General features: G+C 64.8%; 24 protein-coding genes. 6 read left to right on the top strand and 18 right to left on the bottom strand.

What is annotated here, in order from left to right:
- Positions 1-37: 37 nt before the first annotated feature.
- The 8 genes from ACK8CP_RS01495 to modA form a co-directional block, all read right to left on the bottom strand.
- Complete coding sequence (locus tag ACK8CP_RS01495; RefSeq protein ID WP_414833114.1) at positions 38-1,345, bottom strand: CitMHS family transporter; 1,308 nt, start codon at positions 1,343-1,345, stop codon at positions 38-40.
- A gap of 733 nt (positions 1,346-2,078) precedes the next feature.
- A complete protein-coding gene (locus ACK8CP_RS01490) occupies positions 2,079-3,062 on the bottom strand; it encodes a LysR family transcriptional regulator (protein WP_234628668.1) in 984 nt (327 codons plus the stop codon).
- A gap of 318 nt (positions 3,063-3,380) precedes the next feature.
- Positions 3,381-3,698: a DMT family transporter gene (locus ACK8CP_RS01485; protein WP_414833113.1), complete on the bottom strand. Its 318-nt coding sequence runs from the start codon at positions 3,696-3,698 to the stop codon at positions 3,381-3,383.
- Between the two features lie 166 nt (positions 3,699-3,864).
- A complete protein-coding gene (locus ACK8CP_RS01480) occupies positions 3,865-5,160 on the bottom strand; it encodes a glycosyltransferase (RefSeq protein WP_414833112.1) in 1,296 nt (431 codons plus the stop codon).
- A 145-nt stretch (positions 5,161-5,305) separates the two neighbouring features.
- A complete protein-coding gene (locus ACK8CP_RS01475) occupies positions 5,306-6,325 on the bottom strand; it encodes an NAD(P)H-binding protein (RefSeq protein WP_414833111.1) in 1,020 nt (339 codons plus the stop codon).
- Positions 6,326-6,462: 137 nt separating this feature from the next.
- On the bottom strand, positions 6,463-8,055 hold the full coding sequence (modD, locus tag ACK8CP_RS01470; protein ID WP_414833110.1) for a ModD protein: 1,593 nt from the start codon (positions 8,053-8,055) through the stop codon (positions 6,463-6,465).
- On the bottom strand, positions 8,052-8,846 hold the full coding sequence (locus tag ACK8CP_RS01465; protein ID WP_234628672.1) for an ABC transporter permease: 795 nt from the start codon (positions 8,844-8,846) through the stop codon (positions 8,052-8,054). The genes modD and ACK8CP_RS01465 overlap by 4 nt, the downstream gene beginning before the upstream one ends.
- Positions 8,843-9,625 carry a molybdate ABC transporter substrate-binding protein gene (gene modA, locus ACK8CP_RS01460; protein ID WP_414833109.1) on the bottom strand — a complete coding sequence of 261 codons (783 nt, stop codon included), beginning with the start codon at positions 9,623-9,625 and terminating at the stop codon, positions 8,843-8,845. Before modA ends, ACK8CP_RS01465 begins: the two co-directional genes overlap by 4 nt.
- A gap of 218 nt (positions 9,626-9,843) precedes the next feature.
- On the opposite strand from modA, the gene ACK8CP_RS01455 reads away from it, so the two are divergent.
- Positions 9,844-10,929: a S1C family serine protease gene (locus ACK8CP_RS01455; RefSeq protein WP_414833108.1), complete on the top strand. Its 1,086-nt coding sequence runs from the start codon at positions 9,844-9,846 to the stop codon at positions 10,927-10,929.
- A gap of 71 nt (positions 10,930-11,000) precedes the next feature.
- Here the strand turns inward: ACK8CP_RS01455 and ACK8CP_RS01450 are convergent, their stop codons facing one another.
- Positions 11,001-11,177 (bottom strand): hypothetical protein, encoded by a 177-nt coding sequence (locus tag ACK8CP_RS01450; protein ID WP_414833107.1) that lies wholly within the window; start codon positions 11,175-11,177, stop codon positions 11,001-11,003.
- A 35-nt stretch (positions 11,178-11,212) separates the two neighbouring features.
- On the opposite strand from ACK8CP_RS01450, the gene ACK8CP_RS01445 reads away from it, so the two are divergent.
- From ACK8CP_RS01445 to ACK8CP_RS01425, 5 genes are all read left to right on the top strand, one after another.
- Entirely contained in the window at positions 11,213-12,277 is a 1,065-nt protein-coding gene (locus ACK8CP_RS01445) for an ABC transporter ATP-binding protein (protein ID WP_414833106.1), read from the top strand.
- Positions 12,278-12,411: 134 nt separating this feature from the next.
- Positions 12,412-13,728, top strand: a complete 1,317-nt coding sequence (locus ACK8CP_RS01440) for an ABC transporter substrate-binding protein (RefSeq protein ID WP_414833105.1) — start codon at positions 12,412-12,414, stop codon at positions 13,726-13,728.
- A 121-nt stretch (positions 13,729-13,849) separates the two neighbouring features.
- Positions 13,850-14,779, top strand: a complete 930-nt coding sequence (locus tag ACK8CP_RS01435) for a carbohydrate ABC transporter permease (RefSeq protein ID WP_128291311.1) — start codon at positions 13,850-13,852, stop codon at positions 14,777-14,779.
- A gap of 12 nt (positions 14,780-14,791) precedes the next feature.
- Entirely contained in the window at positions 14,792-15,691 is a 900-nt protein-coding gene (locus ACK8CP_RS01430) for a carbohydrate ABC transporter permease (RefSeq protein ID WP_370642334.1), read from the top strand.
- A 235-nt stretch (positions 15,692-15,926) separates the two neighbouring features.
- A complete protein-coding gene (locus ACK8CP_RS01425; RefSeq protein ID WP_234628678.1) occupies positions 15,927-16,127 on the top strand; it encodes a hypothetical protein in 201 nt (66 codons plus the stop codon).
- Between the two features lie 190 nt (positions 16,128-16,317).
- Here the strand turns inward: ACK8CP_RS01425 and ACK8CP_RS01420 are convergent, their stop codons facing one another.
- From ACK8CP_RS01420 to denD, 9 genes are all read right to left on the bottom strand, one after another.
- Entirely contained in the window at positions 16,318-17,259 is a 942-nt protein-coding gene (locus tag ACK8CP_RS01420; RefSeq protein WP_414833104.1) for a 2-hydroxyacid dehydrogenase, read from the bottom strand.
- Between the two features lie 30 nt (positions 17,260-17,289).
- Positions 17,290-18,810, bottom strand: coding sequence for a tripartite tricarboxylate transporter permease (locus ACK8CP_RS01415; RefSeq protein WP_414833103.1), 1,521 nt, complete (start codon positions 18,808-18,810; stop codon positions 17,290-17,292).
- Between the two features lie 5 nt (positions 18,811-18,815).
- Positions 18,816-19,289, bottom strand: a complete 474-nt coding sequence (locus ACK8CP_RS01410; protein WP_234628681.1) for a tripartite tricarboxylate transporter TctB family protein — start codon at positions 19,287-19,289, stop codon at positions 18,816-18,818.
- Between the two features lie 48 nt (positions 19,290-19,337).
- A complete protein-coding gene (locus tag ACK8CP_RS01405; protein WP_414833102.1) occupies positions 19,338-20,324 on the bottom strand; it encodes a tripartite tricarboxylate transporter substrate binding protein in 987 nt (328 codons plus the stop codon).
- Between the two features lie 214 nt (positions 20,325-20,538).
- Positions 20,539-21,381, bottom strand: coding sequence for a fumarylacetoacetate hydrolase family protein (locus tag ACK8CP_RS01400; RefSeq protein WP_414833101.1), 843 nt, complete (start codon positions 21,379-21,381; stop codon positions 20,539-20,541).
- A gap of 38 nt (positions 21,382-21,419) precedes the next feature.
- Positions 21,420-22,166, bottom strand: coding sequence for an SDR family oxidoreductase (locus ACK8CP_RS01395; protein ID WP_414833100.1), 747 nt, complete (start codon positions 22,164-22,166; stop codon positions 21,420-21,422).
- Between the two features lie 83 nt (positions 22,167-22,249).
- Positions 22,250-23,041, bottom strand: coding sequence for a GntR family transcriptional regulator (locus tag ACK8CP_RS01390; protein WP_234628685.1), 792 nt, complete (start codon positions 23,039-23,041; stop codon positions 22,250-22,252).
- Positions 23,025-23,924: an NAD(P)-dependent oxidoreductase gene (locus ACK8CP_RS01385; protein WP_414834313.1), complete on the bottom strand. Its 900-nt coding sequence runs from the start codon at positions 23,922-23,924 to the stop codon at positions 23,025-23,027. Before ACK8CP_RS01385 ends, ACK8CP_RS01390 begins: the two co-directional genes overlap by 17 nt.
- Positions 23,924-24,916, bottom strand: coding sequence for a D-erythronate dehydrogenase (gene denD, locus ACK8CP_RS01380; protein WP_414833099.1), 993 nt, complete (start codon positions 24,914-24,916; stop codon positions 23,924-23,926). The genes ACK8CP_RS01385 and denD overlap by 1 nt, the downstream gene beginning before the upstream one ends.
- Positions 24,917-24,938 lie beyond the last annotated feature (22 nt).

The following is a 24,938-nucleotide window of genomic DNA, read 5'->3' as shown; positions in this document are numbered from 1 at the left end:
CCTGGAATGAAACGTCAGGCTCGGAGCGGGCCGGGCGTTAGAAGGGGAAGACACCGATCAGGGCGGCGACGAACGTCATCAGGACGGAGGCGCCGAACAGGAAGGGGATCGCGAATTTCTGGTGTTCGCCGAGCGAGATGCCGGTCAGACCGACCACCAGGAAGGTGGCGGGGGTGAGCGGGCTCACCGGGAAGCCGGTGGTCATCTGGCCGAGGACGGACGCCTGGGCGATTTCGATCGGAGCACCACCGAAGTTCTCGTAGACATGGGCCACGACCGGCATGACGCCGAAGTAGTAGGAGTCCGGATCGAACAGGAGGCTGAGCGGCATGGCGATGAGACCGATGCCGAACGGGATGTGCTGGGCCATCGCCTCCGGCACGAAGCCGGCAGCGCTCTGCGCCATCGCGGTCAGCATGCCCGTCCCGCGCATGATGCCGGTGAAGGAGCCCGCGGCGAAGAGGATGGTCGCCATCATCAAGGCCGCCTTGGCATGGGCATCGACCCGCGCCTTCTGATCGTCGACCTTCGGATAGTTGATGACGAGGGCGATGACGGTGCCGATCATGAACATGATGGCGGCAGGAACCACACCCGACATCATCGTCCCGAGCACGCCGAGGGTGAGCAGGATGTTGACCCAGAAGAGCTTCGGACGGCGGGTTTTCTGTTCCGCTTCGGTGAGCACGCGGCCGGTGACGACGGCTTCGCCAGCGGCATCGGCCCCACCGGTCAGACCGAGACGCTTCTCTTCGCGCCGACCCAGCAGATAGGCGGTCGTGAAGGTGAAGAGGAGGCCGACGACCTGCACCAGAATGAGCGGGTTGAAGATGTCAGTGACGGGAACGCTGAGCGCGGCGGAGGCGCGCAGCACCGGACCGGTCCATGGCAGGAAGTTGACGCCGGCGGCGAGAGACGCGACCAGGGCCAGAATGCGACGATCCATGCCGAGCCGGTCATAGAGCGGCAGCATGGCAGGGATGGTGATGAGGAACGTGACCGCACCCGACCCGTCCAGATGGATGATCAGCGCAAGCAGCGCCGTCCCCATGACGATGCGTGTCGGACGCAGGCCGACGGCCTTCAGGATCCGGTCGATGATCGGGTCCATCATGCCGGCGTCGGTGACGATGCCGAAGAAGACGATCGCGAAGACGAACATCGCCGCGACCGGAGCAATTCCTTTGAGCCCATCGACGATGAACTTTGCGGTCTCAAGACCGAAACCGCCGAGGAGGGCGGCAATCAGAGGCACGAGGATCAGAGCGACCAGCGGCGACAGCCGGTTGGTCATGATCGACGTGAGCAGAACGAGGATTGTTATGAGTCCGAGTAGAGCCAACATGGCTTGACCTCAACTGGCTTGCCCCAAGTAACGTATATTTTGGTTCAAGGGGCCCGTTTTTGGGATCTACTGATTTAACAGAAAATACAGGCGCCACTTTCTCCGCGGATTTACCGTCCGCATGACAAAGATATACGTCGCTTAACTGCTTTTGATCTGAGGCGACCTCATCTCGGGAAGAGAATGTGTCAGAAGAGCGACATTTAAGGAATTGAATTTATTGGAACGGACTAATAGGAAAAAATTATAAATGGACACCTTGGCCTCGCTCTGAGCTGGCGAAGAATGCCCGAAAAATGAGCGCCTTACGCCGACGGCACGCTGTTCCGAGCCTTCGCCCGGCGAACACCCCGAAGGCCGGCATGTTCTCGCAGCAGAATTGAGTACACTCGACGGCAGCCGTGCCACCAGCGGCGGAATCGGGATGGAGCCTTGCAGCTCTTCGCATGTCCGCTCGGGCCCGCGGAACGACGGTCGAAGTGGAAAGCCGACGCGGCTGCACAGGAAATGCTCTTTGCTGAAAAAACGCGCGGATGGCAGCGCATGGCCCCCGCCTGGCAGACCGCGTGCCCGGCAAGTAAAACGATTTCCGTCACGCCGACATCGTCGGACGGCCATCGGTTCGCCGCCTTTTCGCCCCAATGTCTGATGTGGACGACGCCCCTTCGAGGTCGTCGAAGACGCTGAAGAACGTCGAGGGTGATCCCCCTCTCCGTCCCCTCTCTTCGTCTTGTCAGGACGCCTTGCGTTCCACCGATGCGATCGGCTCGGAGCGGCGCACGGAGCGGAAATTCGCGCTCGGCAGATTGCCCGCCGTGTCCTGCACGGCCTGGATGAAATGCTCCACGACCGGGCTCAGATAGCGCCCCGATTTGCGGATGATGCCGACGCGGCGGTTGAGCCAGGGCGCGTCGATGCGCTTGAAGCCGAGGCCCATCGTATGGCCGGAATCGACCGCCGATGTCGGCAGGATGCCGATGCCGTAGCCCGCCCGCACCATGCCGAGCGCGGTCGACATGTAGTTCACGTCGCCGGCGATATGGACTTCCACGCCCTCGCGCGCCAGCGCCCGTTCGAACAGCACCCGCACGCTGCTGGTGCGGCTCGTCAGGATGAGCGGATAGGGCGCGCAATCCTTGATGGTGAGAACGGGCGGTGCATCCTCGATCGGGTGCCCCCGCCGGAAGAAGGCGCAGATATGGTCGGTGATGAAATTCTCGACCTTGATGTCGCGGTCGGGCGTCAGGCGGATGCCGATGCCGAAATCGACCTGTTCGGCCTTCACCAGATTGATGATGTCGTCCGCGACCACGTCGCGGATGCGCACGCTGATATTGGGATGCGTGCGCCGAAACGAAACGAGCGCCTTCGGCAGAAGGCTGGCGGAGACGGAGGGAAGTGCCGCCACACGCACCGCCCCGCGCCGCGCATAGGCGAGATCGGTGCTGGCGATCACCACGTCTTCGAGATCGGTGACGATGCGCTCGAACATCGGCAAAAGGTTGCGCCCCGCCGGCGTCAGCGACACCTGTCTTTTGTTGCGATCGAAGAGCTTGATGGAGAGCACCTCTTCAAGCTGATTGATCTGCACCGTCAACGCCGGCTGCGAGATGTTGAGATCTTCCGCCGCCCGGGTGAAGCGCAGATGCTTCGCGACGGCGAGAAAGGCCCGAATCTGGCGGACATTGGGTGTCCGTACCGGAGAAACTCTCGCCATATCAGCCTCGCTGAACCCAAGGGGACGCCGATTGGCGCCGATGCCGCCCGCCGTCGACGGCAGGCGCTCGCAGCCGCATCGACCGGACATTTCGGTCCCGAACGCTGGCACCAGAGTTGCGTGAAGAGCACCAGAAAGAACCGTGCTGCCCTTCTAACTCATTCTTTCCACGTAAGAAACGTTCTGCAACGATCGCGCCGATGCAGAAGGTCGCAGGCCGGCTCGGAAGCGATTGATCTGGCCCGTTTTTTCGCGCTGCGCCCCAACCGCGGCTGCATCCGAGAGCCGGCAGCTCCGCGCCCTGGCAGAACGAAAACCTCAGGCGCTCGCGACCCGCATCAGCACGAGCCCCGAAACGATCAGGAGCGCAGCCAAAATCCTCGCCGCATTCAGCGGCTCCCCGAGAAAGACGATCCCGACGACGAACGCCCCCATCGCGCCGATGCCGGTCCAGATCGTGTAGGCCGTGCCGAGCGGGATGCTGCGCATGGCGAGCGCGAGAAGCCACAGGCTCACCGCCATGGCGGCCACTGTAATGAGGGTCGGGACAAGCCGGCTGAAGCCATCGGACTGCTTCATCGCAAAAGCCCACACGACCTCGAGAATACCGGCGACGACGAGATAGATCCAAGGCACGAGCCCCTCCACATCTGATGGGCCAGGCCGTCCTGGACATTGCAGCCCGAAATGGGCGACCCGAGCTTGGGCAACCCGAAACGGGAGAGGTCGTCCTCCTGTGTGCGGGCAAGCCTATCTCCCGCCACCACCTCCGCCAAGACCCCGTGCGAAAATCCCCCCGAACTTACCGGCGACCGGGCCCGGCCCCCGCGCTCTCGATCAGCCCCCGCGCCACCGCCACGCCGTCCTCTTTGGAAATCAGCGCCCCGATCTCCGCCGCCCTCGCCTGCATCTCTTGCGAGCGCGTCATCTCGCGCATGGCCGCAGCGAGCCGGCCTGCGCTGAGCTTTCCTCTCGGGATCGGTTTCGGCCCTGCGCCGATCGCATGCACCCGCGCACCCCAGAACGGCTGATCGCCGAAGAACGGCACGACGAGCGAGGGTTTTCCGGCCCTGAGCGCGGCGGCCGTCGTGCCGGCGCCGCCGTGATGCACGATAGCCGCCATGCGCGGAAACAGCCAATGATGCGGCGCCTCTTTGATCAGAAGCACGTTCTCCGGCAAGTCGTCCGCCCTCAGCCCGCCCCAGCCGCTTGCCAGGATGCCGCGCACGCCGGCGGCCGCCAAAGCCTCCACCGAGAGCCGCGTGAGCGTCTCCGGCTGGCGCACCGACATCGAGCCGAAGCCGACATAGACGGGCGGAGGGCCGGCCGCCAGAAACGTGGCAAGCGCCTCGGGCGGCGCCCAATCGCCATCCTCGGGCAGAAACCAATAGCCGGTGACATGGGCGCTCTCGGGCCACTCTTCGGGGCGCGGCAGCACCACCTCGCTGAAGCCGTGCAGCACCGGAATATCGCTCCCGTCGCCCCGCTTCAGCGGATCGTAACTCTGGATCGCAGGCAGATCGATCGAGCCCCTGAAATCCTGGAGGAGCGGCCCGAAAACCCTTTTCACGACGGCATTGATGAGCCCGTAGCTCGCTGTGTTGAACCACCCCCCCAGGGGCAGTCGCGGTACTCGCGGCAGGATCGCAAAGCGGAAGGCGCGCGTCGGCACCTGCATCGGCACCGGCGTCGCGAGCACGCAGGCGCAGCCGAGCTTGTCGGCGATCGAGGGCGCCGCGGCCGCTTTCGAATGATAGACGATGATCTCGGGATCAAACGCCCGGGCAACCTCCCAGCATTCCCATATCAGCGCCTGCTGCAAGGGCTTCAGCTGCCGCCACATCTCGAGGCTGCTTTTGACGACCTGAAAGAGGCCGCCGCCCTTCTCCAACAGCGCCTTGCCCTGATCGGTGTCGATGATGGCAAGAAGCGCGTCGCTGAGCGGCCCGAAGCGCAATCCATGCGCCTCGACGAAGCCCTGGAACCGCCGGCTCGTCGCCAGCACGACGTCATGGCCATGCGCCTCAAGCCCGAGGCCCAGCGCCACATAGGGCTCGACATCGCCGCGCGATCCATAGGTGAGGATGAGCACTTTCATGTGCGTCTCCTATGGGCTTTCCGCAAACGGATCGGTCTCGTGCGCGCGTCTCATCGCGACGATCGTTCCGTCATCGCCGAGCGCCTGTAAAGCGTGGCGGCAAAGCCCGCCCTGCCGGGGAAGCGGAAAACGGCCGGACTGGCCGTCAAAACACCGCGTGGTCGCCGCGTTCCACGCGCGCCTCGCCTGTGACGAGCCGCGCATAGAAATCGAACAGCGTCTCGGTGCCGTAGGACGGCGTCGCCGCCGCGTCGTAGCGCCCGGTCTCGGGGTTGAGGAGCAGCATCGATTCCGTCGCGTAATAGCGGCCGATCCGGGCGAGCTCCGCCTTGGCGCGCAGCTTCGGCGAGAACCTGCCAAGCCCGCTCAGCCCGGCGATGATCGCATCCATCAGCGCCACCGGCACATGCTTGAATTTCGGCTCCTTGCCCAGAAGCTGAAACAGCCTTTCCCCCTGCTCGATCGGCGTCACCGCATCGCCCGGCCCGCCGATCGGCAGGATCTTGTCGTGGCGGTTGTCGTCATCCACGCATTCGGCGAGATAGCGCCCGAGATCGTCGTCGCTGATCGGCTTGCACGCCGTCAGCCGCCCGTCGCCGAAGAGAAGATAGGGCTTTCCGGCGCGCAGCCGGTCGATCTGGCCGGCAAGCGATTTGAAGAAGGCCGTCGGCCGCACGATCGAATAGGTGAGCCCCGACGCGATCAATTCCTTCTCGAAGGCGAGTTTTGCCTGCTGGAAGGCGAGAAGCGGTTTCTGCACGCAGATCGCCGACAAGAGCACCATCTGGCTCACGCCGGCCTCCCGCGCGGCGGCAAGCGCGTCTGAATGCGCCTGATAATCGATCGCCCAGGCGTCTTTTTCTCCGCCGGTGCGCGAGGCCAGGCAGGAGACGAGAACGTCGAACGGCTCGCCCGAAAACCCGTCGCGTCTGAACGAGGCCGGGTCCGTCACCTCGCCGAAGCGCAGTTTTGCCCCCTCCAGAAGCTTCGCCGTCCCCTCCGGCGTCAGCGCCCCGCCGACACCGGCTTTCGGCCGCACGAAACAGACGACCTCATGGCCGCGGGCGATGAGCGCCTTCACCGTGGCCCGGCCGATCGTCCCGGTCGCGCCCAGAACGAGGATTCGTTTGGGCTTCAGATCGCTCGCATTCTGTGGATCCGTCATCGCTTCGCCCGCAGGACTGGCATGGCGCAAAGAAAGTCGTGCATCGCGTCAGCTAGCGGACCGAACCGACTGAACGCAATGGGACAAGACCTCGCTGCGGCCCCACCGCAGCGGTGGACGCGACCGCCTGCGCACCCTCACCCGCGTTCGATCGTGACCTTCACGTCGCTCGGCCGGCCGAAATAGGGCGCCGATGTCACCAGCACGTCGCAGCCCGTCGCCGCATAACGCGCCGCATTCGCCTCGTTGACGCCGCCGGCCATCGCCACCACCGGCCGCGGCGTCAGCCCGGCCACCCGCCGCACCACCTCCGCAACTTCCTCGGGTTCCAGCTTTTCCAGCTGGATGACATCGGCCCCGGCCTTCGCGAGCGCCTCGGCCTCGTCGAGGTCATCGCTCTCCACCACGATCTTCTTCTCCGGCGCGTGTCGCTTCAGCGCCGTCATCCACGCCGCCATGTCGCCGTCCAGAAACACGCGGTGCTCCGGAAAGACGAGGATCGTTTCCGACAATCCGAGGCGGTGGATGCCGGCCCCGCCGGCCATCACCGCCTTGATGGAAATCTCCTTGGTGCCGGGAAAATTCTTGCGCGTGCAGGCAACCACGATCTCCGGTGCCTCCGCCCGCGCCGCCGCGACGATCCGGTTGGCGCGCGTCGCAATGCCGGAGGCATATTCGACGAGCGTCTGCGACACCTTCCAGGCCTTGTGCAGCGCCCCGGCCGGCCCGACCGCACTCAAAAACACCGTCCCCGCCTCGATCGTCGATCCGCTCGGCAACACCGAAGCGATCTCCCCGCCCGCGCGCCGGATCATCCGCGCCGCCTCTTCGGACGCACACAGCACCATCGCATCGCGGGCGGAAAAGCTCATGCGCCCGGCCTTCCCGCCGATCTGCAGCGCCTGCGTGGTGAGGTCCCCATAAGGCGCATCCTGCGCGAGAAGCCGGTTGAGATCGGCATCGGAAAGATCAGGCATGTGGGATTCCTTCTGGCTGGGGAGAGGGAGTGCGGGCGAAATCGTCGGGCGCATCGTTCCCGGAGGCGCAAGCCCGCACCCGCCATGATCGCCACGAACATCTCCGAGGGAAGCCGGGCGCGCTGCGGCCTTCAGCCTCCCCTCGCGCATCGAGAACACCTCGTCGCCGAGCGCGAAGGCCTCATCGAGGTCGTGCGTGACCATGAGCGTCGTCAGGCCGAACGCGTCGTGCAGCCGCTTCACCTCGCCTTGCAGATGCCGGCGCGTCTGATCGTCGAGGCTGCTGAACGGCTCGTCGAGAAGGAGAAGCGCCGGCGCGCCGATGAGCGCACGGGCCAGCGCGACGCGCTGCTTCTCGCCGCCGCTGATCTCTTTCGGGCGCCGCTCGGCGAGATGGCCGATCCGCAACTGCTCCAGGAGTTGCGCCACCCGCGCCTGCCGCGCCGCAGGATCGAGCCGCTGCCGCTCCAGCGCGAGCAGAAGATTGCCGGCGACACTGCGATGCGGAAAGAGGCAGAGATCCTGCGGCACATAGCCGATCTCCCGTTGATGCGGCGCCGCGCTCTCGATCGCCGCCCCACCCCACAGGATCTGGCCGGCATGGCGCACGAGCCCGGCGATCGCCTTCAAAAGCGTGGATTTCCCGGCCCCCGACGGCCCGATCAGCGTGACGAAGGCGCCGCGTGCGATCCGGCAATCGACGTCGTGCAGAATGCCGTTGCGCACACCTTCGAGGGTAAGCCCGCCCGTCATGCCCGTTTCAGCCCGCGCATCATGAGAAGCAGCGCGAAAGCGGTCACCAGCAGCACGAGCGCGCAGGCGACCGCCACCTCGACCTCGCCCGTCGCCATGTTGAGATAGATCGCCATCGGCAGGGTTTCGGTGCGAAAGCGCGTCGCGCCGGCGACCATCAGCGTCGCGCCGAATTCGCCGAGCGCCCGCGCCCAGGCGAGAATGGCGCCGGAGACGATGCCGCCGGCGGCCAGCGGCAGATCGATGGCGAAGAAGACGCGCGCGGGGCGGAGGCCGAGCGTGCCGGCGACGTCGCGGTAACCGGGGTCCACCGCCTCGAACGCCGCTTTCGCACTCCGGACGATGATGGTCGTCGCAATAAAGGTCTGGGCGAGCACGATGCCCGCCGGCGAGAACAGAAACACGGCCCCGATTTCCGCAAGCGGCGGCAGCGGCGAGGCGCGCCCGATGACGAAAAGAAGCCCGAGCCCGGCGACGAGCGGCGGCATCACGAGCGGCAGATCGAGAAGCGTGTCGACCAGCGCCATGCCGCGAAAGCGCCGCCGCGCCAGGAGATAGGCGGCCGGCACGCCGAGAAGCAGCGAAAGAGCAAGCGAGATCAGCGACGTCGAAAACGACAGGCGCAGCGCAAACAGCGTCTCCGGTTCGCTCAGCGCCCGAGCCAGCTCATGCGGCGTGAGCCTGGCCCCGAGCCCGAGAATGACGAGCCCGATCGCGGCGGCAATGATGAGAAGCGGAACCGCGAGCAGCACATCGAGCGGAATGGGCAGCCGTGGCGCCCGCCCGTTCATTCGCCGTCGCGTGCGACCGGCGTGAAGCCGAAGCGCTCCCACACCGCGCGCCCTTCGTCGGAGGCGAGTTTTTCCGCGAACGCCTCGGCTGCCTCGGGCTCCTTGGCGGTCGTCAGAACCACCACCGGCACGATCTCGGCCGTGTACCACTCCTTCGGGATCGCAACGACCGCGACCTTGTCCGGGTTCATCGCCGCATCGCTCGCCGCAATGATCGCCGCATCGACATCGCCGTCGAACACGTAGAGAGCGAGCTGCTTCACCGTCGCCGCCCGCACCGCCACGTTCGGCAGAATCTGGTCCGCCATGCCGGATGCTTTGAGGATGTCTTCCGCCGTGCGCCCGAGCGCCATCGCCTCGGGATCGCCGAGCCCAAGGCGCACGCCCGCCTTGGCAAGATCGGCAAACGTTGTGATCTCGCCGGCTTTCGCCTTCGTCACCGCCAGCACCGGCCCATGCTCGACGAGAAGCCGCGTCGACCGCACGAGCCCCTTCTCCGCGAGCTTGTCGCTGTAGAACGTCGAACCCGGAACGAAGACGTCGCCTTCGCCCGCCTCCGCATAGCGCGCCATGATCTGGCCGGAGCCACCGAATTCGATGACGACGTCCGTGCCGGTCTCCGCCGTGAACAGATCGGCGATCGCACTCACCGGCTGGCGCAGCCCCGCACCGGCATAGACGTGAAGCTCGTCGGCCATGGCCCGCGGCGCCACGAGCGCCAGAACCAGCGCCAGGACCATCGCCAGCACCACTCCCGGCAGAAAACCTCTCTTCGCCATTTCTCAGCTGCCCCCCGCTTGATGAGAAATTCCACGATATATAGTTCAACTATATAGCGACGACGCAAGACCGCCGTTCGTCGTATCCGGCAAAGACCTGTCTTCGCGCGCGTCCCCACCGCGCCGTCTTATCTCCGCATCCAAATCCCCGCCTGCGTGGTTGCCTCTCCGAAAAGCCGGTGCCAATCATCTGAGGAGGCACGCTGGAGAGATTGGACGTGAACGAAACCCGCACCCGCGCACTTCTTGCGCTTCTCGTCGTCCTTCTCGCCCTTCTCTTGCTGCAGCCCTATGTCGACCGCTTTCTCTTCTCGGCGACCGCGCCGCGCCCGATCGCCCCGCGTGCCGAACTTTCCGATTTCGAGCGCTCCAGCGTTTCCGTCTTCGAGGAGATCGCCCCCTCCGTCGTCCAGGTCGTGGCGCGCCCGCGGGGAAGCGGCTTCGGTCAGAGCAACGGCCTGCAATCGGGCACCGGCTTCGTCTGGGACGAGGCCGGCCACATCGTCACCAACAACCATGTGGTGGAGAACGCCGCATCCATCTCCGTGCGCCTCGCCGATGACGAGGTGGTGGCTGCGAGCCTCGTCGGCCGCGCCCCCAATTACGATCTCGCCGTCCTCCGCCTTTCTCCGCGCACGCGCCTGCCGCCGCCGGTGCCGCTCGGCACCACGGACGATCTAAAAGTCGGCCAGACCGCCTATGCGATCGGCAATCCCTTCGGCCTCGACCAGTCCTTGACGATGGGCATCATCTCCGCGCTGAAGCGGCGCCTGCCGACGAGCGGCGGCCGCGAGATCGCCGACGTCATCCAGACCGACGCGGCGATCAATCCCGGCAATTCCGGCGGCCCCCTGCTCGATTCGGCCGGCCGTCTCATCGGCATCAACACGGCGATCTTCTCGCCTTCGGGCGCCAATGCCGGCATCGGCTTCGCCATTCCCGTCGATGTCGCAAACCGCGTCGTCCCCTCCCTCATCTCCTCGGGGCGCGTGCCGACACCCGGCATCGGCATTCTCGCGGCGGATGAATCGATCGCCGCCCATCTCGGCATATCGGGCGTCGTCATCGCCGGAATCGTGCCGGGCTCGCCCGCCGACCGGGCCGGCATCGAAGGCCTCAACCAGTACCGCGGCACCATCGGCGACATCATCGTCGGCATCGACGGCGAGGAAGTCCGCGGCCTCACCGGCCTCACCAAAAAGCTCGAAGCGGCGGGCGTCGGCGGCACCGTCGAGCTCACGCTCGAACGCGACGGCCGCACCCGCGACGTCACCGTCGACGTCGTCGATATCGGCCAGCAATAGAGCGCTGCCCCCCAAGCCCATCTCAGCGTCCATCTCGGCGTCGCTGCGCAGCGCCCCCTCACGGCACCTCGTCACGCCCAAAAGACATCGCACAATGTGCGTATACGTGAACGCTCAGGCCGCGCCGTCAGCTTTCCGTCACCGTCTTCCGTCGCGTCATCTTCCAGCATTTCCGGAGTTTTTCGGTCGTTTTCCGCATTGTTGAGGAAACGGTTGCACAGCGCCGGAAGAGCCGCCACTATAGCCATAACGAATACATTAATAATCCAAGGCGAGGAAACGTATGGCATCGGTGACGTTCCGCGACGTCCGCAAGGCGTTCGGATCGGTGGAAGTGTTGCACGGCGTCTCGATCGATATCGAGGAAGGCCAGTTCGTCGTGCTCGTCGGCCCTTCGGGCTGCGGAAAGTCCACGCTCCTGCGCATGCTGGCAGGTCTGGAACACATCACCGCCGGCGAGATTTTGATCGGGGATCGCGTCGTGAACGCGCTGCCGCCCAAAGAGCGCGACATCGCCATGGTGTTCCAGAACTACGCGCTCTACCCCCACATCACGGTGGCGGAGAACATGGGCTTCTCCCTGAAGCTCAAGGGTGTCTCCAAGAAGGAGATCGAAAGCCTCGTCTCGCCCGCCGCCGAAATGCTCGGCCTCTCCCATCTCCTCGACCGCTATCCGCGCCAGCTCTCCGGCGGCCAGCGCCAGCGCGTCGCCATGGGCCGCGCCATTGTGCGCAAGCCGCAGGTCTTCCTCTTCGACGAGCCCTTGTCGAACCTCGACGCCAAATTGCGCGTCTCCATGCGCACGGAGATCAAGAACCTCCATCAGCGCCTGAAGACCACCACCGTCTACGTCACCCACGACCAGATCGAGGCGATGACCATGGCCGACAAGATCGTCGTCATGCATGACGGCATCGTCGCGCAGGTCGGCGCCCCCCTCGATCTCTACGACCGGCCGGAAAACCTCTTCGTCGCGGGCTTCATCGGCTCGCCGGCGATGAACATGGTGACCGGCACCCTCGACGCGAACGACCGCAATATCTTCGTCACCGGCGACGGCGAGCGTCTGCCGATCGCCGAGCCCGGCGATGCCGAACCCGGGCGCGAGATGATCTACGGCGTGCGCCCCGAACACTTTCAGCTCGGCGGCGACACCACGCTCCGCGTGGAGGTGGTCGAGCCGACGGGATCCGAGACCCATGTCGTCGCCTTCCTCGGCGAGACGGAAGTCGTCTGCGTCTTCCGCGAACGCATCTCCGCCGGCCCCGGCGACGAGCTCAAAGTCACCATCGACGCGGGTTCCGTCCATCTCTTCGATGCCAGGGAGGGCGACCGGCTCTCCGTGTGAGCGCCTTGACGATCTGAATGGGTGAAATCTCCGGCCAAAGGCCGGCCAGAAGGGCAGAAAGCCCTCATCGCTGCGGTCGCGGGAGCCGCAAGAAGCGCATCAAAAAACATCCCGCAACGTGGAGGAAACCGACAATGCCAATCGATCGCAGAACCTTTCTGAGCGGCACGGCGAGCCTTGCCGCCGGCGCCGCCTTTTCCGGCGTCCCGGGCGCCCGCCGGGCGTTCGCCCAATCCGCCGGCATGACGTTTCAGCCGGAAGAAGGCGCTTCGCTTCGCCTCCTGCGCTGGGTGCCCTTCGTCACCGGCGAAGAAGAGGCCTGGAACGCCAACACCAAGGCCTTCACCGAGGCGACGGGCGTCGAGGTGCGCATCGACCAGGAAAGCTGGGAGGATGTCCGCCCGAAGGCTGCGGTCGCCGCCAATGTCGGCTCGGGTCCCGATATGGTGATGAGCTGGTTCGACGATCCCTTCCAGTATCCCGACAAGCTCGTCGACGTGACCGATCTCGCCACCAAGCTCGGCGAGGCGCATGGCGGCTGGTACGAAGGCCTCGAAGGCTATGCCCGCCAGGACGAGAATTTCATCGCCGTCCCGCTCTGCGCCATCGGCAACGCCGTCTGCTACCGCCAGAGCCATATGGAGAAAGCCGGTTTCTCCGAATTTCCGAAGGATACGGACGGCTTCCTGGAACTCTGCAAGGCGCTGAAGGCGAACGGCACGCCCGCCGGCTTCCCGCACGGCAAGGCCGTCGGCGACGGCAACAATTACGCCCATTGGCTCCTGTGGAGCCATGGCGGCATGATGGTCGATGAAAACAGCAAGGTGACGATCAACAGCCCCGAGACCAAGGCCGCGATCGAATACGCCAAGGCGCTCTACGAGACCTTCATTCCGGGCACGGAAAGCTGGCTCGACATCAACAACAACCGCGCCTTCCTCGCCGAGCAGATCTCACTGACGGCAAACGGCGTCTCGCTTTATTACGCCGCCGCCAAGGACCCGGCGATGAAGGAGATCGCCGAGGATATCCGCACGGTGAACCTGCCGATCGGCCCGGTCGGAAAATCGGTTGAGCTGCACCAGACCTCGACGCTCTCGATCTTCAAGCACTGCAAATACCCGCAGGCGGCGAAAGCCTATCTGGAATTCATGTACCAGTCGGACAAGATGAATGCCTGGATCGAAGGTGCGAGCGCCTATTGCTGTCAGGCGCTCAAAGAATTCGCCGACAATCCGGTGTGGACGTCGAATCCGGTGCACGAGCCTTATTCGCGCGCCTCGGAAAGCCTGCGGCCGAACGGCTATGCCGGCCCGCTCGGACCGGCCTCCGCCGGCGTCATGGCCGATTACGTCCTCGTCGACATGTTCGCCGAGGCCGTCACCGGCCAGCGCTCGCCAGAAGACGCCATGGCGAACGCGGAACGCCGCGCCAAGCGCTACTACAGCTGAGGCACCGGGGGGAGCCGGGCGCCGGTTTCGGCCGGCGCCCGTTATCTCAAAGCCCCCCTCAGACCAGCCAGGCCCGCGCCGCCAAGGCGCTGTGCCGACCAAAAGATGAGACAGGCTCACAATGACGGATGTGCCGCTGACACCACGCCGCTCGCTGCTTTCGAGGTTCCTGGAGAGCCGCAACGGCCTCGGACTTCTTTTCATGCTGCCGGCGGCGGTCTTTCTCCTGTGCTTCCTGACCTATCCGCTCGGTCTCGGCGTCTGGCTCGGCTTCACCGACACGCGCATCGGCCGCACCGGCGAATTCATCGGCCTTGAGAATTACATCTGGCTCTTCGACGACCCGATCTTCTGGCTCTCGGTCTACAACACCATCCTCTACACCGTCGTCGCCTCGGTCCTGAAATTCGGCCTCGGCCTCTGGCTTGCCCTCATCTTGAACGAGCATCTGCCTTTCAAGACCTTCTTCCGGGCGATCATCCTTCTCCCCTGGGTCGTGCCGACGGTTTTGTCCGCGCTGGCCTTCTGGTGGATCTACGACAGCCAGTTCTCGATTATTTCCTGGGTCTTGATGCAATGGGGGCTGATCGATGCGCCGATCAACTTCCTGGGCCAGCCGAACCATGCCCGCGCCTCGGTGATCGCCGCCAATGTCTGGCGCGGCATTCCCTTCGTGGCGATCTCGCTTCTCGCCGGCCTGCAGACGATCCCGCAATCCCTGAACGAGGCGGCAGCGCTCGACGGCGCCACCTCCTGGCAGCGCTTCACCAAGGTGACGCTGCCGCTTCTCACCCCGATCATCGCCGTCGTCATGACCTTCTCGGTGCTTTTCACCTTCACCGACTTCCAGCTCATCTACGTTCTGACGCGCGGCGGACCGGTCAACGCCACGCATCTGATGGCCACCCTCTCCTTCCAGCGCGCCATTCCCGGCGGCCAGCTCGGCGAAGGTGCGGCGATCGCGGTCGCCATGATCCCCTTCCTGCTCGCCGCCATTCTGTTCTCGTTCTTCGGGCTGCAGCGCCGCCGCTGGCAGCAGGGCAACGACTGAGGAAACGCACCCATGGCCAAGAAAAGCCTCAGCCCCGCAGCCTCCACCCGCGACGACACGGAGGGCATGGATCAGTTCAACACGGTGACGCGGCGCATCCTCGTCGTCTATCTGCCGCTCGCCGTCTTCATCTTCGTGCTGCTCTTCCCGTTCTATTGGATGGCGATCACGGCGATCAAACCGGACCATCAGCTCACCAATTACGACCGCTACAGCCCCTTCTGGGTGGTCGAGCCGACGCTCGACCATATCCGCTACCTGCTCTTCGAGACGTCCTATCCGGGCTGGCTGTGGAACACGATGCTGGTCGCCTTCGCCTCCACCTTCCTGTCTCTGTTTGCCTCCGTCCTCGCCGCCTATGCGATCGAGCGCATCCGCTTCACCGGCGCGCGCACGACCGGGCTCCTCATCTTCCTCGCCTATCTGGTGCCGCCGTCGATCCTCTTCATTCCGCTCGCCTTCATCGTCTTCCAGGTCGGCATCTTCGATTCCCGCCTGGCGCTCATCCTCACCTATCCGACCTTCCTCATCCCGTTCTGCACCTGGCTGCTGATGGGCTATTTCCGCACCATCCCCTTCGAGCTTGAGGAAAGCGCCCTCGTCGACGGCGCCTCGCGTTTTCAGATCCTGACGAAGGTGGTCCTGCCGCTCGCCGTCCCCGGCCTCATCTCCGCCGGCATTTTCGCCTTCACCCTGTCGTGGAACGAGTTCATCTACGCCCTCACCTTCATCTCCTCCTCGGAGAACAAGACGGTGCCCGTCGGCGTCCTAACCGAGCTCGTGCGCGGCGACATCTACGAATGGGGAGCCCTGATGTCCGGCGCCCTCCTGGGCTCGCTGCCGGTCGTCATTCTCTATTCCTTCTTCGTCGACTACTACGTCTCGTCGATGACGGGTGCGGTGAAGGAATAGGCGTGCCGGGCGGGGGACCCGTCGCCCTCAGATCCAAGCTGGAACTACGAAAATCGGCACCAAAAAAAATAAACGATACAAAGAATTCAAATATTACTGGAATATCACGTGATTACCGCCACGCCTTTGAGCAACTACAAAAGACATTTCTTGAATAAGTTAGACGATAATCGTATAATTCATGCGTTGGCTTCGGAAGAAAGCCCTCTGAAGCCCGAAAGCAAAGGAGAGAGCCATGGCTGACAAACCCGTATGCAGCAGCTGCGCTTTCTTTGAAGATCACCACGCCAACAACGACCGCGAGATCAGAGATGCTGGTCTCTGCCGGTTCAACCCGCCCGTCACGCAGCCCGTGGCGGATGCCGTTGGATACTGGCCGGTCGTGAAAGAGAGCGATTGGTGCGGCCATTTCGCAAAGGAGGGCCTGGCGGCCTGATTTTCCGAAACGCGCATGGCGCGGCTTGGACCGCGCAACGGGGCGCAGCATGGCGCTGCGCCTCCTTCAAAGGGCCGGACGACATAGCCTGATGACAGTCTGAGGACGACGGGGCGGCATGCATGCCGCCCTTCTGCGTTATGGCTCGAAGTCCTGACCGACAGCAGACAGCCAGCCTTCCCGGCCGCCATCAGGCGACGGGGCTCAGAAGCGGCTCGCCCTTGAGATGCGCCCGCAGATTGTCGACCACCATCTGCCCCATCGCCGCGCGCGTCTTGTGTGTGGCGCTGCCCTGATGCGGCGACAAGACGACATTGTCGAGCGCCTTCAGTTCGTCCGGCACGTTGGGCTCGTCGGCAAAAACGTCGAGCGCCGCGCCGCCGAGCCCGCCGGATTGCAGAAGCTCGATCATCGCTGGCTCGTCGACGAGCGAGCCGCGCGCCATGTTGACGAGCATCCCCTCCGGCCCGAGCGCCTCCATCACGCCGCGGCTGACGATGCCTTGCGTCTCTTTCGAGCCCGGCGCGATCACCACCAGCCAGTCGCAGGCCTTCGCCATCTCGGTGAGGTCGGCGAAATAGGGATAGGGCTCGTGCGCCTGCTTGTGGCGGCCGTGATAGACGACCTCCATCTTGAAAACCTGCAGCCGCCTCGCGATCTCCTTGCCGATGCGCCCGAGCCCGAGAATGCCGGCCCGCGCCCCGCGGAGTTCGTCGGTCAGCGGAAAATCGCCCCCCGGCCAGCGCCCCTCGCGCACATAACGGTCGGTCTGCGGCAGCCGATGGGCGAGCGCAATCATCAGCCCCACCGTCATCTCCGCCACGCAATCGTTGAGGACGTCGGGCGTGTTGGTCACATGCACCCCCGCCCGCTTCGCCGCCTCCACATCGACGGCGTCATAGCCGACGCCGAAGGAGGAAATGATTTCGAGCTTCGGCAGCGCCTCGATGATCTTCGCCGAACAGCCATGGTGCCCGCCGGTCGCGACGAAGCGCACCCGCTCGCCGATCTCGGAGAGAAGCGCCTCCTTGTCGTCCGCCGCAAAATAGCGGTGGACGATAAAATCCTTCTCGATCTCGGCAGTCACGGCGTCGGCGAGAGGGCCGACCATCAAAAGCTCGGGTCGCGTCATGACATCTTCCATTCGTTTTCAGGGGCCCCCTCATCCTTGCGGGAGATCCTCCTTGGGAGAGGCCGCGGAGCCCGCCCATCGCCGTCGCAGATAGAGGATGATCGGGATCGACCAGACCACGATCGTAAAGATGCCGAGCCCCGCCGCGATCGGCCGCTCGAAGAAGGCGAGGAAACTGCCGTCGGCCTTGATCATCGAGGTGATGAAATTCTGTTCCAGCATCGGCCCGAGCACGAGGCCGAGGATCGCCGGTGCGATCGGAATGTCGTTCTCCTCCATGATGAAGCCGAGCACGCCGAAGATCAGCATCAGGAGAACGCCGAAAACCGAATTGTTGATGGCGAACGAGCCGACGATGCAGAAGAGCAGAATGACCGGCATCAACACCCGGTTCGGGATCGACAACAGCGTCGAGGCGCCTTTGATCGCCACCCAGCCGAGCGGCAGCATGATGATGTTCGCCAGAAAGAACACCATGAACACCGCATAGATCAGCTGCGGATCGTTGATGAACACAGTCGGGCCCGGATTCATGCCTTTGACGTAGAGGACGCCGATCACGATCGCGGTGATGGAATCGCCCGGAATGCCGAAGACGAGCGCCGGGATCCAGGCCCCGGAAACGGCCCCGTTGTTGGACGCCCCGGCCTCCACCAGCCCCTCCACATGCCCGCGCCCGAACTTCTCCTTCTGCCGCGAAAACTGCTTGGAGACGGCATAGGAAATCCAGGCGGCGATATCCGCACCCGCCCCCGGCAACGCGCCGATCGCCGTCCCCGTCGCGCTGCCGCGCAGCATCTGGATCGGATAGCGGCGGATATTCGTCCATTGCCGCTTGAAGACCGTGTGCTTGCCGGAGCGATCGATTCTCGGCCGCTCCTTCGAATAGACGATCGAGCGCAGCACCTCCGACACGGCGAAGAGCCCGATCATCGCCGGGATGAACTGCACGCCGGCCAAAAGCTCGACATTGCCAAAAGTGTAGCGCGGCTGCCCGGCCGGATTGTCGATGCCGATCGTCGCCGCAAAAAGCCCGATCAGAAGCGCAATCATGCCGCGCGTGACGGAACTCGGCGACACGAAGATGGCGCAGGAGAGCCCCAAAAGCACCAGCCAGAAATACTCGAACGAGGAGAATTTGAGCGCGATTTCGGCAAGTGTGGGCGCCGTCGTCACGAGCACGATGGTGCCGAAGATGCCGCCGATCGAGGAAAACACGAGAACCGCGCCGAGCGCCTCGTCGCCGCGCCCGTCCTGCGTCATCCGATAGGCGTCTTCGACGTAAGCGGCACTCGCCGGCGTCCCCGGCATGCGCAGGAGCGCACCCGGAATGTCGCCGGCGAAGATCGCCATCGCGGTCGCCGTCACGATCGCCGCGATCGCCGGCACCGGATCCATGAAGAAGGTGATCGGCACCAGAAGCGCCGTCGCCATCGTCGCCGTCAGACCCGGGATCGCACCGACGAAGAGCCCGAAACAGGCGGAGGCAAAGATGACGAGAAGCACATAGGGCTGAAAGACGAGGCCCGCGGCCTGCGCGAGAATATCCATCGTCGTCACCACAAAAAGGAAAGAAAGTCGTTGCGCGGCAGCGGCACCAGAAGAAGCCGCCCGAAGGTCTGCTGCACGAGGATCGTGGCGAAGATCGCCACCGGCACGGCGACGATGATGCGCGTGCGCAAGGTCAGCATGAAGACGAGGAGAATGAGGAAGGCGATCGGCACGAAGCCGACGCGCTCGGAAAAGACGATATAGACGCCGATCAGCGCCAAAGCCGTCGCCACCCCGACCACCGCCGTCGGCGATCTCGTCCAGTCGGCGAGCGCCACCGCCCGCCCCTGAAAGCCCGCCAGCGCGCTTTTCGCCATCATGAAGATGCCGAGCCCGGCCGCCACGATGCCGATCGCATTCGGCATGGTTTCGGCGCCATAGGCCTGGCCTGGGATCGGCGTGAAGTTCCGCGCCGAAACGAGGATCGCGGCGGCGCCGATCAGCACCAGCACGCCGAGCACGAAATCATTGAATTTCATCGCAGGTTCCCGGCAGATGGCGGCGTCCGAAGACGCCGCCGATCGCCCTTATTCGGCCGCGAGTCCGGCCTCTTTCATGACGCGCCCAAGGCTCTCATCGTCGGACCCGACGATCTTCGTCGCCTCGTCCGGCCCCGCCCAGCGCATGCCGAACCCGCGATCGGCCATGAACTTCTTGTATTCTTCGCTGTTGTAGGCCTTCTCGACGGCCCCCGCGAGTTTCGCCTTCACGTCGTCCGGCAGACCCTTCGGGGCCGCAACCGTGCGCCACACCGCAAGCGTCCAGTCGGACCCCACGGCCTCCTTCAGCGTCGGCACGTCCGGGAACATCTCCTGGCGCTCCTCCGACATCGACGCGAGCGGACGCACCTTGCCGGCCTCGATCATCGAGCGGCCTTCCGCCAGCGACGAGGGAACGAGGTCGACACCGCCCGCCACCATATCGGTGATACCGGCGGCCGAACCCTGGCTCGGCACCCAGGTGATCTGATCGGGCGGCAGATCTTCCGACAACATCCAGCCGAGAAGGCCGAGATGCCAGATGCCGCCCTGCCCGGTGCCCGACGCCTTCAAAGACCCCTTCGGCTCGGACTTGATCGCGTCGAGAAGATCCTGCGCCGTCTCGTAATCGGAATCGGCCGACACCATGACGCCGCCCGGATCGGCATTCACCATCGCCAGGAAATCGAAGTCCTTGTAGGTGAGATCCGTCAGCCCCTGCCAATGCATCATGTCGATCTCGATCGTCACGATGCCGATCGTGTAGCCGTCCGGCTTGGCCGTCGCGATGGCGCTGTGGCCGACGACACCCGACCCGCCTGTGCGGTTGACGACATTGACCGGCACGCCGAGCTCTTCCTGCAGGATCGAAGCGAAGATGCGCCCGACGGCATCCGTGCCGCCGCCCGCACCCCACGGCACGATCATCTGGATCGGACGGTCCGGATAGCTGGACTGCGCCATCGCGGCCGGCGCGCCGAACACGGCTGTGGCAAGAAGCGCCGCGGCCGCGGCGAGAAAGGTTCTTTTGCGCATGTTTCCTCCCGGTGCGCGATGTCTGTTCGCGGCAGGCCTCTTCTTTGGAAGGCTCTGCCCGGCTGCGTCATGCGCAGCTCTTTTTGTTCACGGAGAGACTATCTCCTGCGTCGACCGAAAATGTCAACGTATACATTGTGGCGCCGGCAAGGGCCGAACCGCTTTTTGAGGCGCCGGCGCAGCACAGGGCTGCACCGGCCACCGGATCTCAACCTCAGGCGGCGACGACTGTCTGTCGCTGGGTGCCGAGCCCTTCGATCGCCAGTTCCATCACGTCGCCGACTTTGAGATAGACGGGCGGCTTCATGCCCATACCCACGCCCGGCGGTGTGCCGGTGGAAATGACGTCGCCCGGCATCAGCGTCATGAACTGCGACAGATACGAGACGACATGCGGCACGTTGAAGATGAGCGTGTTGGTGTTGCCGCTCTGGCGCCGCTCGCCGTTGACGTCGAGATGCATGTCGAGATTGTGCGGATCGGCGACCGCATCGCGCGTCACGAGCCACGGTCCGAGCGGGCCGAACGTGTCGTGGCTCTTGCCCTTCGTCCACTGGCCGGAGCGCTTCGTCTGGAAGTCGCGTTCGGAGACGTCGTTCATGATGGCGAAGCCCGCCACATGCTGCATCGCCTCGTCCTCGGAGACGTATTTGGCGCGCTTGCCGATGATGACGGCAAGCTCCACCTCCCAGTCGAGCGCCTTGGAGCCGCGCGGCATCTCCACGTCGTCATTGGGCCCGCAGAGCGCCGACAACGCCTTGGCGAAGATGATCGGCTCGCTCGGCGGCTCGGCGCCCGTCTCCGCCGCATGGTCGGAATAATTGAGGCCGATGCACAGGATCTTCGAGACATGGCCGACACAGGGGCCAAAGCGGGGCGTGCCCTCGACCTTCGGCAGCGACGCGGGATCGAGCGCGCGCAGTCTCTCGAGCCCGGCATCGGAGATCACCTCCCCGGCGATGTCGTCGACCTCGCCGGACAGATCGCGCAGCGCGCCCTCGTCGTCGATGAGGCCGGGCTTTTCCTGGCCGGCAGGGCCGTAGCGAACGAGCTTCATGGCATCCTTTCTCGGATTGTCTTGGGGGATTTCAAAAATCAGTAGACGGCGCGGCCGCCGGAAATGTCAAAGACGGCGCCCGTCGAAAACGAGCAATCCTCCGAGGCGAGCCAGCAGATCATCGCCGCCACCTCGGCCGGCTCCACGAACCGGTTCATGGGGATCTTCGACAGCATGTAATCGATATGCTCCTGCGTCATCTGATCGAAGATCGCCGTGCGGGCCGCCGCCGGCGTGATGCAATTGACGAGGATGTTGTGGCCGGCGAGCTCCTTGCCGAGCGATTTCGTCAGCCCGATCAGACCCGCCTTCGAGGCCGAGTAATGCGAGGCGTTGGGATTGCCCTCCTTGCCGGCGATCGAGGCGACATTGACGATCCGCCCATAGCCCTTTTCGAGCATCAGGGGCACGACGGCATGGCTCGTCAGAAACGGCGCCACGAGATTGACCTCGATCACCTTGCGCCAGGTGTCCGGATCGAGCTCCCAGGTCTTCGCATTGCCGCCGGTGATGCCGGCATTGTTGACGAGAATGTCGATACCGCCGGCCTTCTGGGCCGCTTCTTTCGCGGCCTCCGCCACCGCCCCCGCATCGGTCAGCTCGACGACGGCGCCGCTCGCCTTCTCACCGAGTTCGCCGAGCGCCGTCTCGATCGCCGCTCCGTCGATGTCCCAGATGACGGCCCGCCCGCCGCTGTCGAGCACGCGTTTTGCGGTCGCAAAGCCGATGCCGCGGGCGCCGCCGGTGATGACGGCCGTGCGGTTTTCAAGGTCGATCCTGTTCATGGGGCGTGTTCCTCGTAGCGTTTATCGCTGCCGCTTTCTCGCGGCTTGAATGTTGTGGGGAAAGATGACGGGCGCAGGCAGCCTCAAGCCGGCCCCCGCCGCAGAAGTTCGAGCGCCAGCCGGTCGGCGCGGTCGCGGTGCTGCTGATGCAGATGCGCCGCGCGGCGGATATCGCGCTCCACTACCGCCTGGAGAATCGCCCGATGCTCGCGGTCCGACTGCGCCGTGCTCGGCCGCATATGCACGATCGCCATGCGCGCCCGGTATTGCTGATCCCAGTATTGCCGCAGCGTGGCGCACAGCCGGTTGTTGCCGCTGAGGCTGACGAGCTCGGAATGGAATTGATCGTCGAGATGCGACCAGCGCACCGGGTCTTCGCGCTGCGTCGCCCGCTCCAGCTGGTCGAGAATCCCGGAAAGCCGCCGCCCGTCGTTCGTCTCGATGCCGCGCCTTGCGGCAAGCTCCACGGCCTTCACTTCGAGCGTCGAAAAGACGTCGTAGATGTCGGAGAGATCGTCGATAGACTGTGCCCGCACACTGATGCCGTGACGCGGGCGCACATCGACGAGCCCTTCCTCTTCGAGCTTGATCAGAGCCTCCCGCACCGGTGTGCGCGACAGGCCGAGAAGGTTCGCCACCTCCGCTTCGAGAAGCGTCGTTCCGGGCGGCAGCCGGCCTTCCATGATGCGGAATTTGAGCTCGTGATAGGCCCGCTCGCGCGCCGGCATGTCGGCGACGCCTTCGAGGCTCGGCCGCCCGCGCGCACCTTTCACCGCCGGCGGCACGGGCCGCCGCCGGGCATTGTCCGCCGGCGCTCTCACGCCCGCCGCATCCAGGGGCTCACCGCCCGCAGCGTTGTCACGATCCTGTCTCATGTTTGATGCCGTTGAGCTCCGCCACGATGTCGGCGATGCGCGGCAGATATTCCTCGCCATGCCCGGTCGCATCGGCGGTGGCGAAATTGTTCTTCACCGCCGAGGAGACATGCGAGGCGATGCCGCTTTCGTTCGCCAGGGACACGACATAGCGCATATCCTTATGCGCATTCTTGAGCGCGAATTTGTGCGCCTCCGGATCGCGCTCCACCACCCATTTCATGAAAGTCTGGTAGAAGCCGCAATCCATGCGCCCGCCGCCGATGATGGAATGAAACGTCGCCGCATCGAGGCCGTTCTTCGCCCCGATCGCCAGCGCCTCCGAATAGATCGCGGCATAGCCGAGCGACAGGAAATTGTTGAGAAGCTTCATCGTGTGGCCGGCTCCCGGCTCGCCGACCCGCACGATCTTGCCGGCCCAGGTGGCGATGATCGGCTGAACGCGGTCGAAATCCGCCTCGCTCGCCCCGACCATCGCATCGAGAAGCCCTTCCCAGGCCTCCTTCGGCGTGCGCGACAAGGGCGCATCGATGAGCGTCGCGCCCTCCGCCCGGCACTTTTCGACGAGGGCGCGCGTCGACACCGGATTGCTGGTCGAGGTGTCGATGATCGTCTTGCCCGACGCCCCCGCCGCCAGGATTTCGCCGATGACGGCCTCGACCTGCGGGCTTCCCGGCAGGCACAGAAAGATGACGTCGGAGGCCTCCGTCAGCGCCGCGACATCCTCCGCCTCCTTGGCGCCCCGGCCCTTCAGATCCTCCACCGGCGCGCGGTTGCGGTGGCCGAGAATCGTCAGGGGATAGCCCTTTTCGACGAGATTCTTCGCCATGCCCTGGCCCATCAGCCCGACGCCGATGAAGCCGATCTGCGGTTTCTCGCTCATCATCCCGTCTCCTTTTCGCGTCGCGCCTCTTCGTCGGCGATATGCGCGTGGATGATGGAGGCGAAATCGGCATCGGCGGAAAAGCCCGCCTCGCGCGCCCGCTGTGTCTCGAAGTCGGGCGGCCAGCCATGGACCATGCCGCGGATCGCCTCGTCCGGCTCGCGCCGGATGCGTCCCGCGACCTCGTCGCCCGCCACCTCCTGCAGGGTCGCGATCATCTCGCCCACCGTCACCGAAAGCCCCGGCATGTTGAGCGAGCGCCGCGGCCCGAGCGTCGACGTATCCATTGTCGCCGCATGCACCAGGAAGCCAACGGCCGCCGCCGGGCTCGCGATCCAGTGGCGCACATCGTCTTCGACCGGCAGCACGGCCTCGATCCCCGCCAGCGGCTCGCGGATGATGCCGGAGAAGAAGCCGGACGCCGCCTTGTTCGGCTTGCCCGGCCGCACCACGATCGTCGGCAGGCGGATGCCCACCCCATCGACGAAACCCTTGCGCGTGTAATCGGCGAGAAGCAGCTCCGAGATCGCCTTTTGCGTGCCGTAGCTCGTCAAAGGCGCCGACAAAAACGTGTCGGAAATTCTCTCCTCGAACGGCGCGCCGAAGACGGCGATCGAGGAGGTGAAGACGAGCCGCGGCCGATAGGCCTCGCCCGCCTGCCGGATCGCCTCCAGGAGATGGCGGGTGCCGTCGAGATTGATGCGGTAGCCCTTGTCGAAATCCGCTTCCGCCTCGCCCGAGACGATGGCCGCGAGATGGAAGATCACGTCCGGCTGACGCGTGATCAGCCCTTCGACCGTCTCTGCGGACGCGATATCGCCCGCCTCGCAGGTCACCGTGATCGTCTCCGGCACATCCGGAAAGTCCGGCGCCACCACGTCGAAGGCATCGATCGCCGCAATCGCCCGCCCGCCGAGCTCCTTGTCGGCAAGAAGCCTTTCGACCAGGCGCCGCCCGACCATGCCGGCCGCGCCGAGCACCAATATCCGCATCAAATCCTCCCTGACCCTTCGG

It is taken from the genome of Afifella sp. YEN Y35 (assembly GCF_047553465.1).
Taxonomy (GTDB): Bacteria; Pseudomonadota; Alphaproteobacteria; order Rhizobiales; family Afifellaceae; genus Afifella; species Afifella aestuarii.
The sequence above is the reverse complement of the archived record's forward strand: the minus strand, read 5'-3'. Positions and strand labels throughout refer to the sequence as shown.

Coding starts and splice junctions, on each gene's coding strand:
- ACK8CP_RS01400 (WP_414833101.1), bottom strand. CDS start 21,381: ATGAAGCTCGTTCGCTACGGCCCTGCCGGCCAGGAAAAGCCCGGCCTC.
- modD (WP_414833110.1), bottom strand. CDS start 8,055: ATGACGGGCGGGCTTACCCTCGAAGGTGTGCGCAACGGCATTCTGCAC.
- ACK8CP_RS01405 (WP_414833102.1), bottom strand. CDS start 20,324: ATGCGCAAAAGAACCTTTCTCGCCGCGGCCGCGGCGCTTCTTGCCACA.
- ACK8CP_RS01445 (WP_414833106.1), top strand. CDS start 11,213: ATGGCATCGGTGACGTTCCGCGACGTCCGCAAGGCGTTCGGATCGGTG.
- ACK8CP_RS01420 (WP_414833104.1), bottom strand. CDS start 17,259: ATGACGCGACCCGAGCTTTTGATGGTCGGCCCTCTCGCCGACGCCGTG.
- ACK8CP_RS01475 (WP_414833111.1), bottom strand. CDS start 6,325: ATGACGGATCCACAGAATGCGAGCGATCTGAAGCCCAAACGAATCCTC.
- ACK8CP_RS01490 (WP_234628668.1), bottom strand. CDS start 3,062: ATGGCGAGAGTTTCTCCGGTACGGACACCCAATGTCCGCCAGATTCGG.
- ACK8CP_RS01495 (WP_414833114.1), bottom strand. CDS start 1,345: ATGTTGGCTCTACTCGGACTCATAACAATCCTCGTTCTGCTCACGTCG.
- ACK8CP_RS01435 (WP_128291311.1), top strand. CDS start 13,850: ATGACGGATGTGCCGCTGACACCACGCCGCTCGCTGCTTTCGAGGTTC.
- modA (WP_414833109.1), bottom strand. CDS start 9,625: ATGGCGAAGAGAGGTTTTCTGCCGGGAGTGGTGCTGGCGATGGTCCTG.
- ACK8CP_RS01410 (WP_234628681.1), bottom strand. CDS start 19,289: ATGAAATTCAATGATTTCGTGCTCGGCGTGCTGGTGCTGATCGGCGCC.
- ACK8CP_RS01440 (WP_414833105.1), top strand. CDS start 12,412: ATGCCAATCGATCGCAGAACCTTTCTGAGCGGCACGGCGAGCCTTGCC.
- ACK8CP_RS01465 (WP_234628672.1), bottom strand. CDS start 8,846: ATGAACGGGCGGGCGCCACGGCTGCCCATTCCGCTCGATGTGCTGCTC.
- ACK8CP_RS01480 (WP_414833112.1), bottom strand. CDS start 5,160: ATGAAAGTGCTCATCCTCACCTATGGATCGCGCGGCGATGTCGAGCCC.
- ACK8CP_RS01450 (WP_414833107.1), bottom strand. CDS start 11,177: ATGGCTATAGTGGCGGCTCTTCCGGCGCTGTGCAACCGTTTCCTCAAC.
- ACK8CP_RS01395 (WP_414833100.1), bottom strand. CDS start 22,166: ATGAACAGGATCGACCTTGAAAACCGCACGGCCGTCATCACCGGCGGC.
- ACK8CP_RS01415 (WP_414833103.1), bottom strand. CDS start 18,810: ATGGATATTCTCGCGCAGGCCGCGGGCCTCGTCTTTCAGCCCTATGTG.
- ACK8CP_RS01425 (WP_234628678.1), top strand. CDS start 15,927: ATGGCTGACAAACCCGTATGCAGCAGCTGCGCTTTCTTTGAAGATCAC.
- ACK8CP_RS01390 (WP_234628685.1), bottom strand. CDS start 23,041: ATGAGACAGGATCGTGACAACGCTGCGGGCGGTGAGCCCCTGGATGCG.
- ACK8CP_RS01385 (WP_414834313.1), bottom strand. CDS start 23,924: ATGAGCGAGAAACCGCAGATCGGCTTCATCGGCGTCGGGCTGATGGGC.
- ACK8CP_RS01430 (WP_370642334.1), top strand. CDS start 14,792: ATGGCCAAGAAAAGCCTCAGCCCCGCAGCCTCCACCCGCGACGACACG.
- denD (WP_414833099.1), bottom strand. CDS start 24,916: ATGCGGATATTGGTGCTCGGCGCGGCCGGCATGGTCGGGCGGCGCCTG.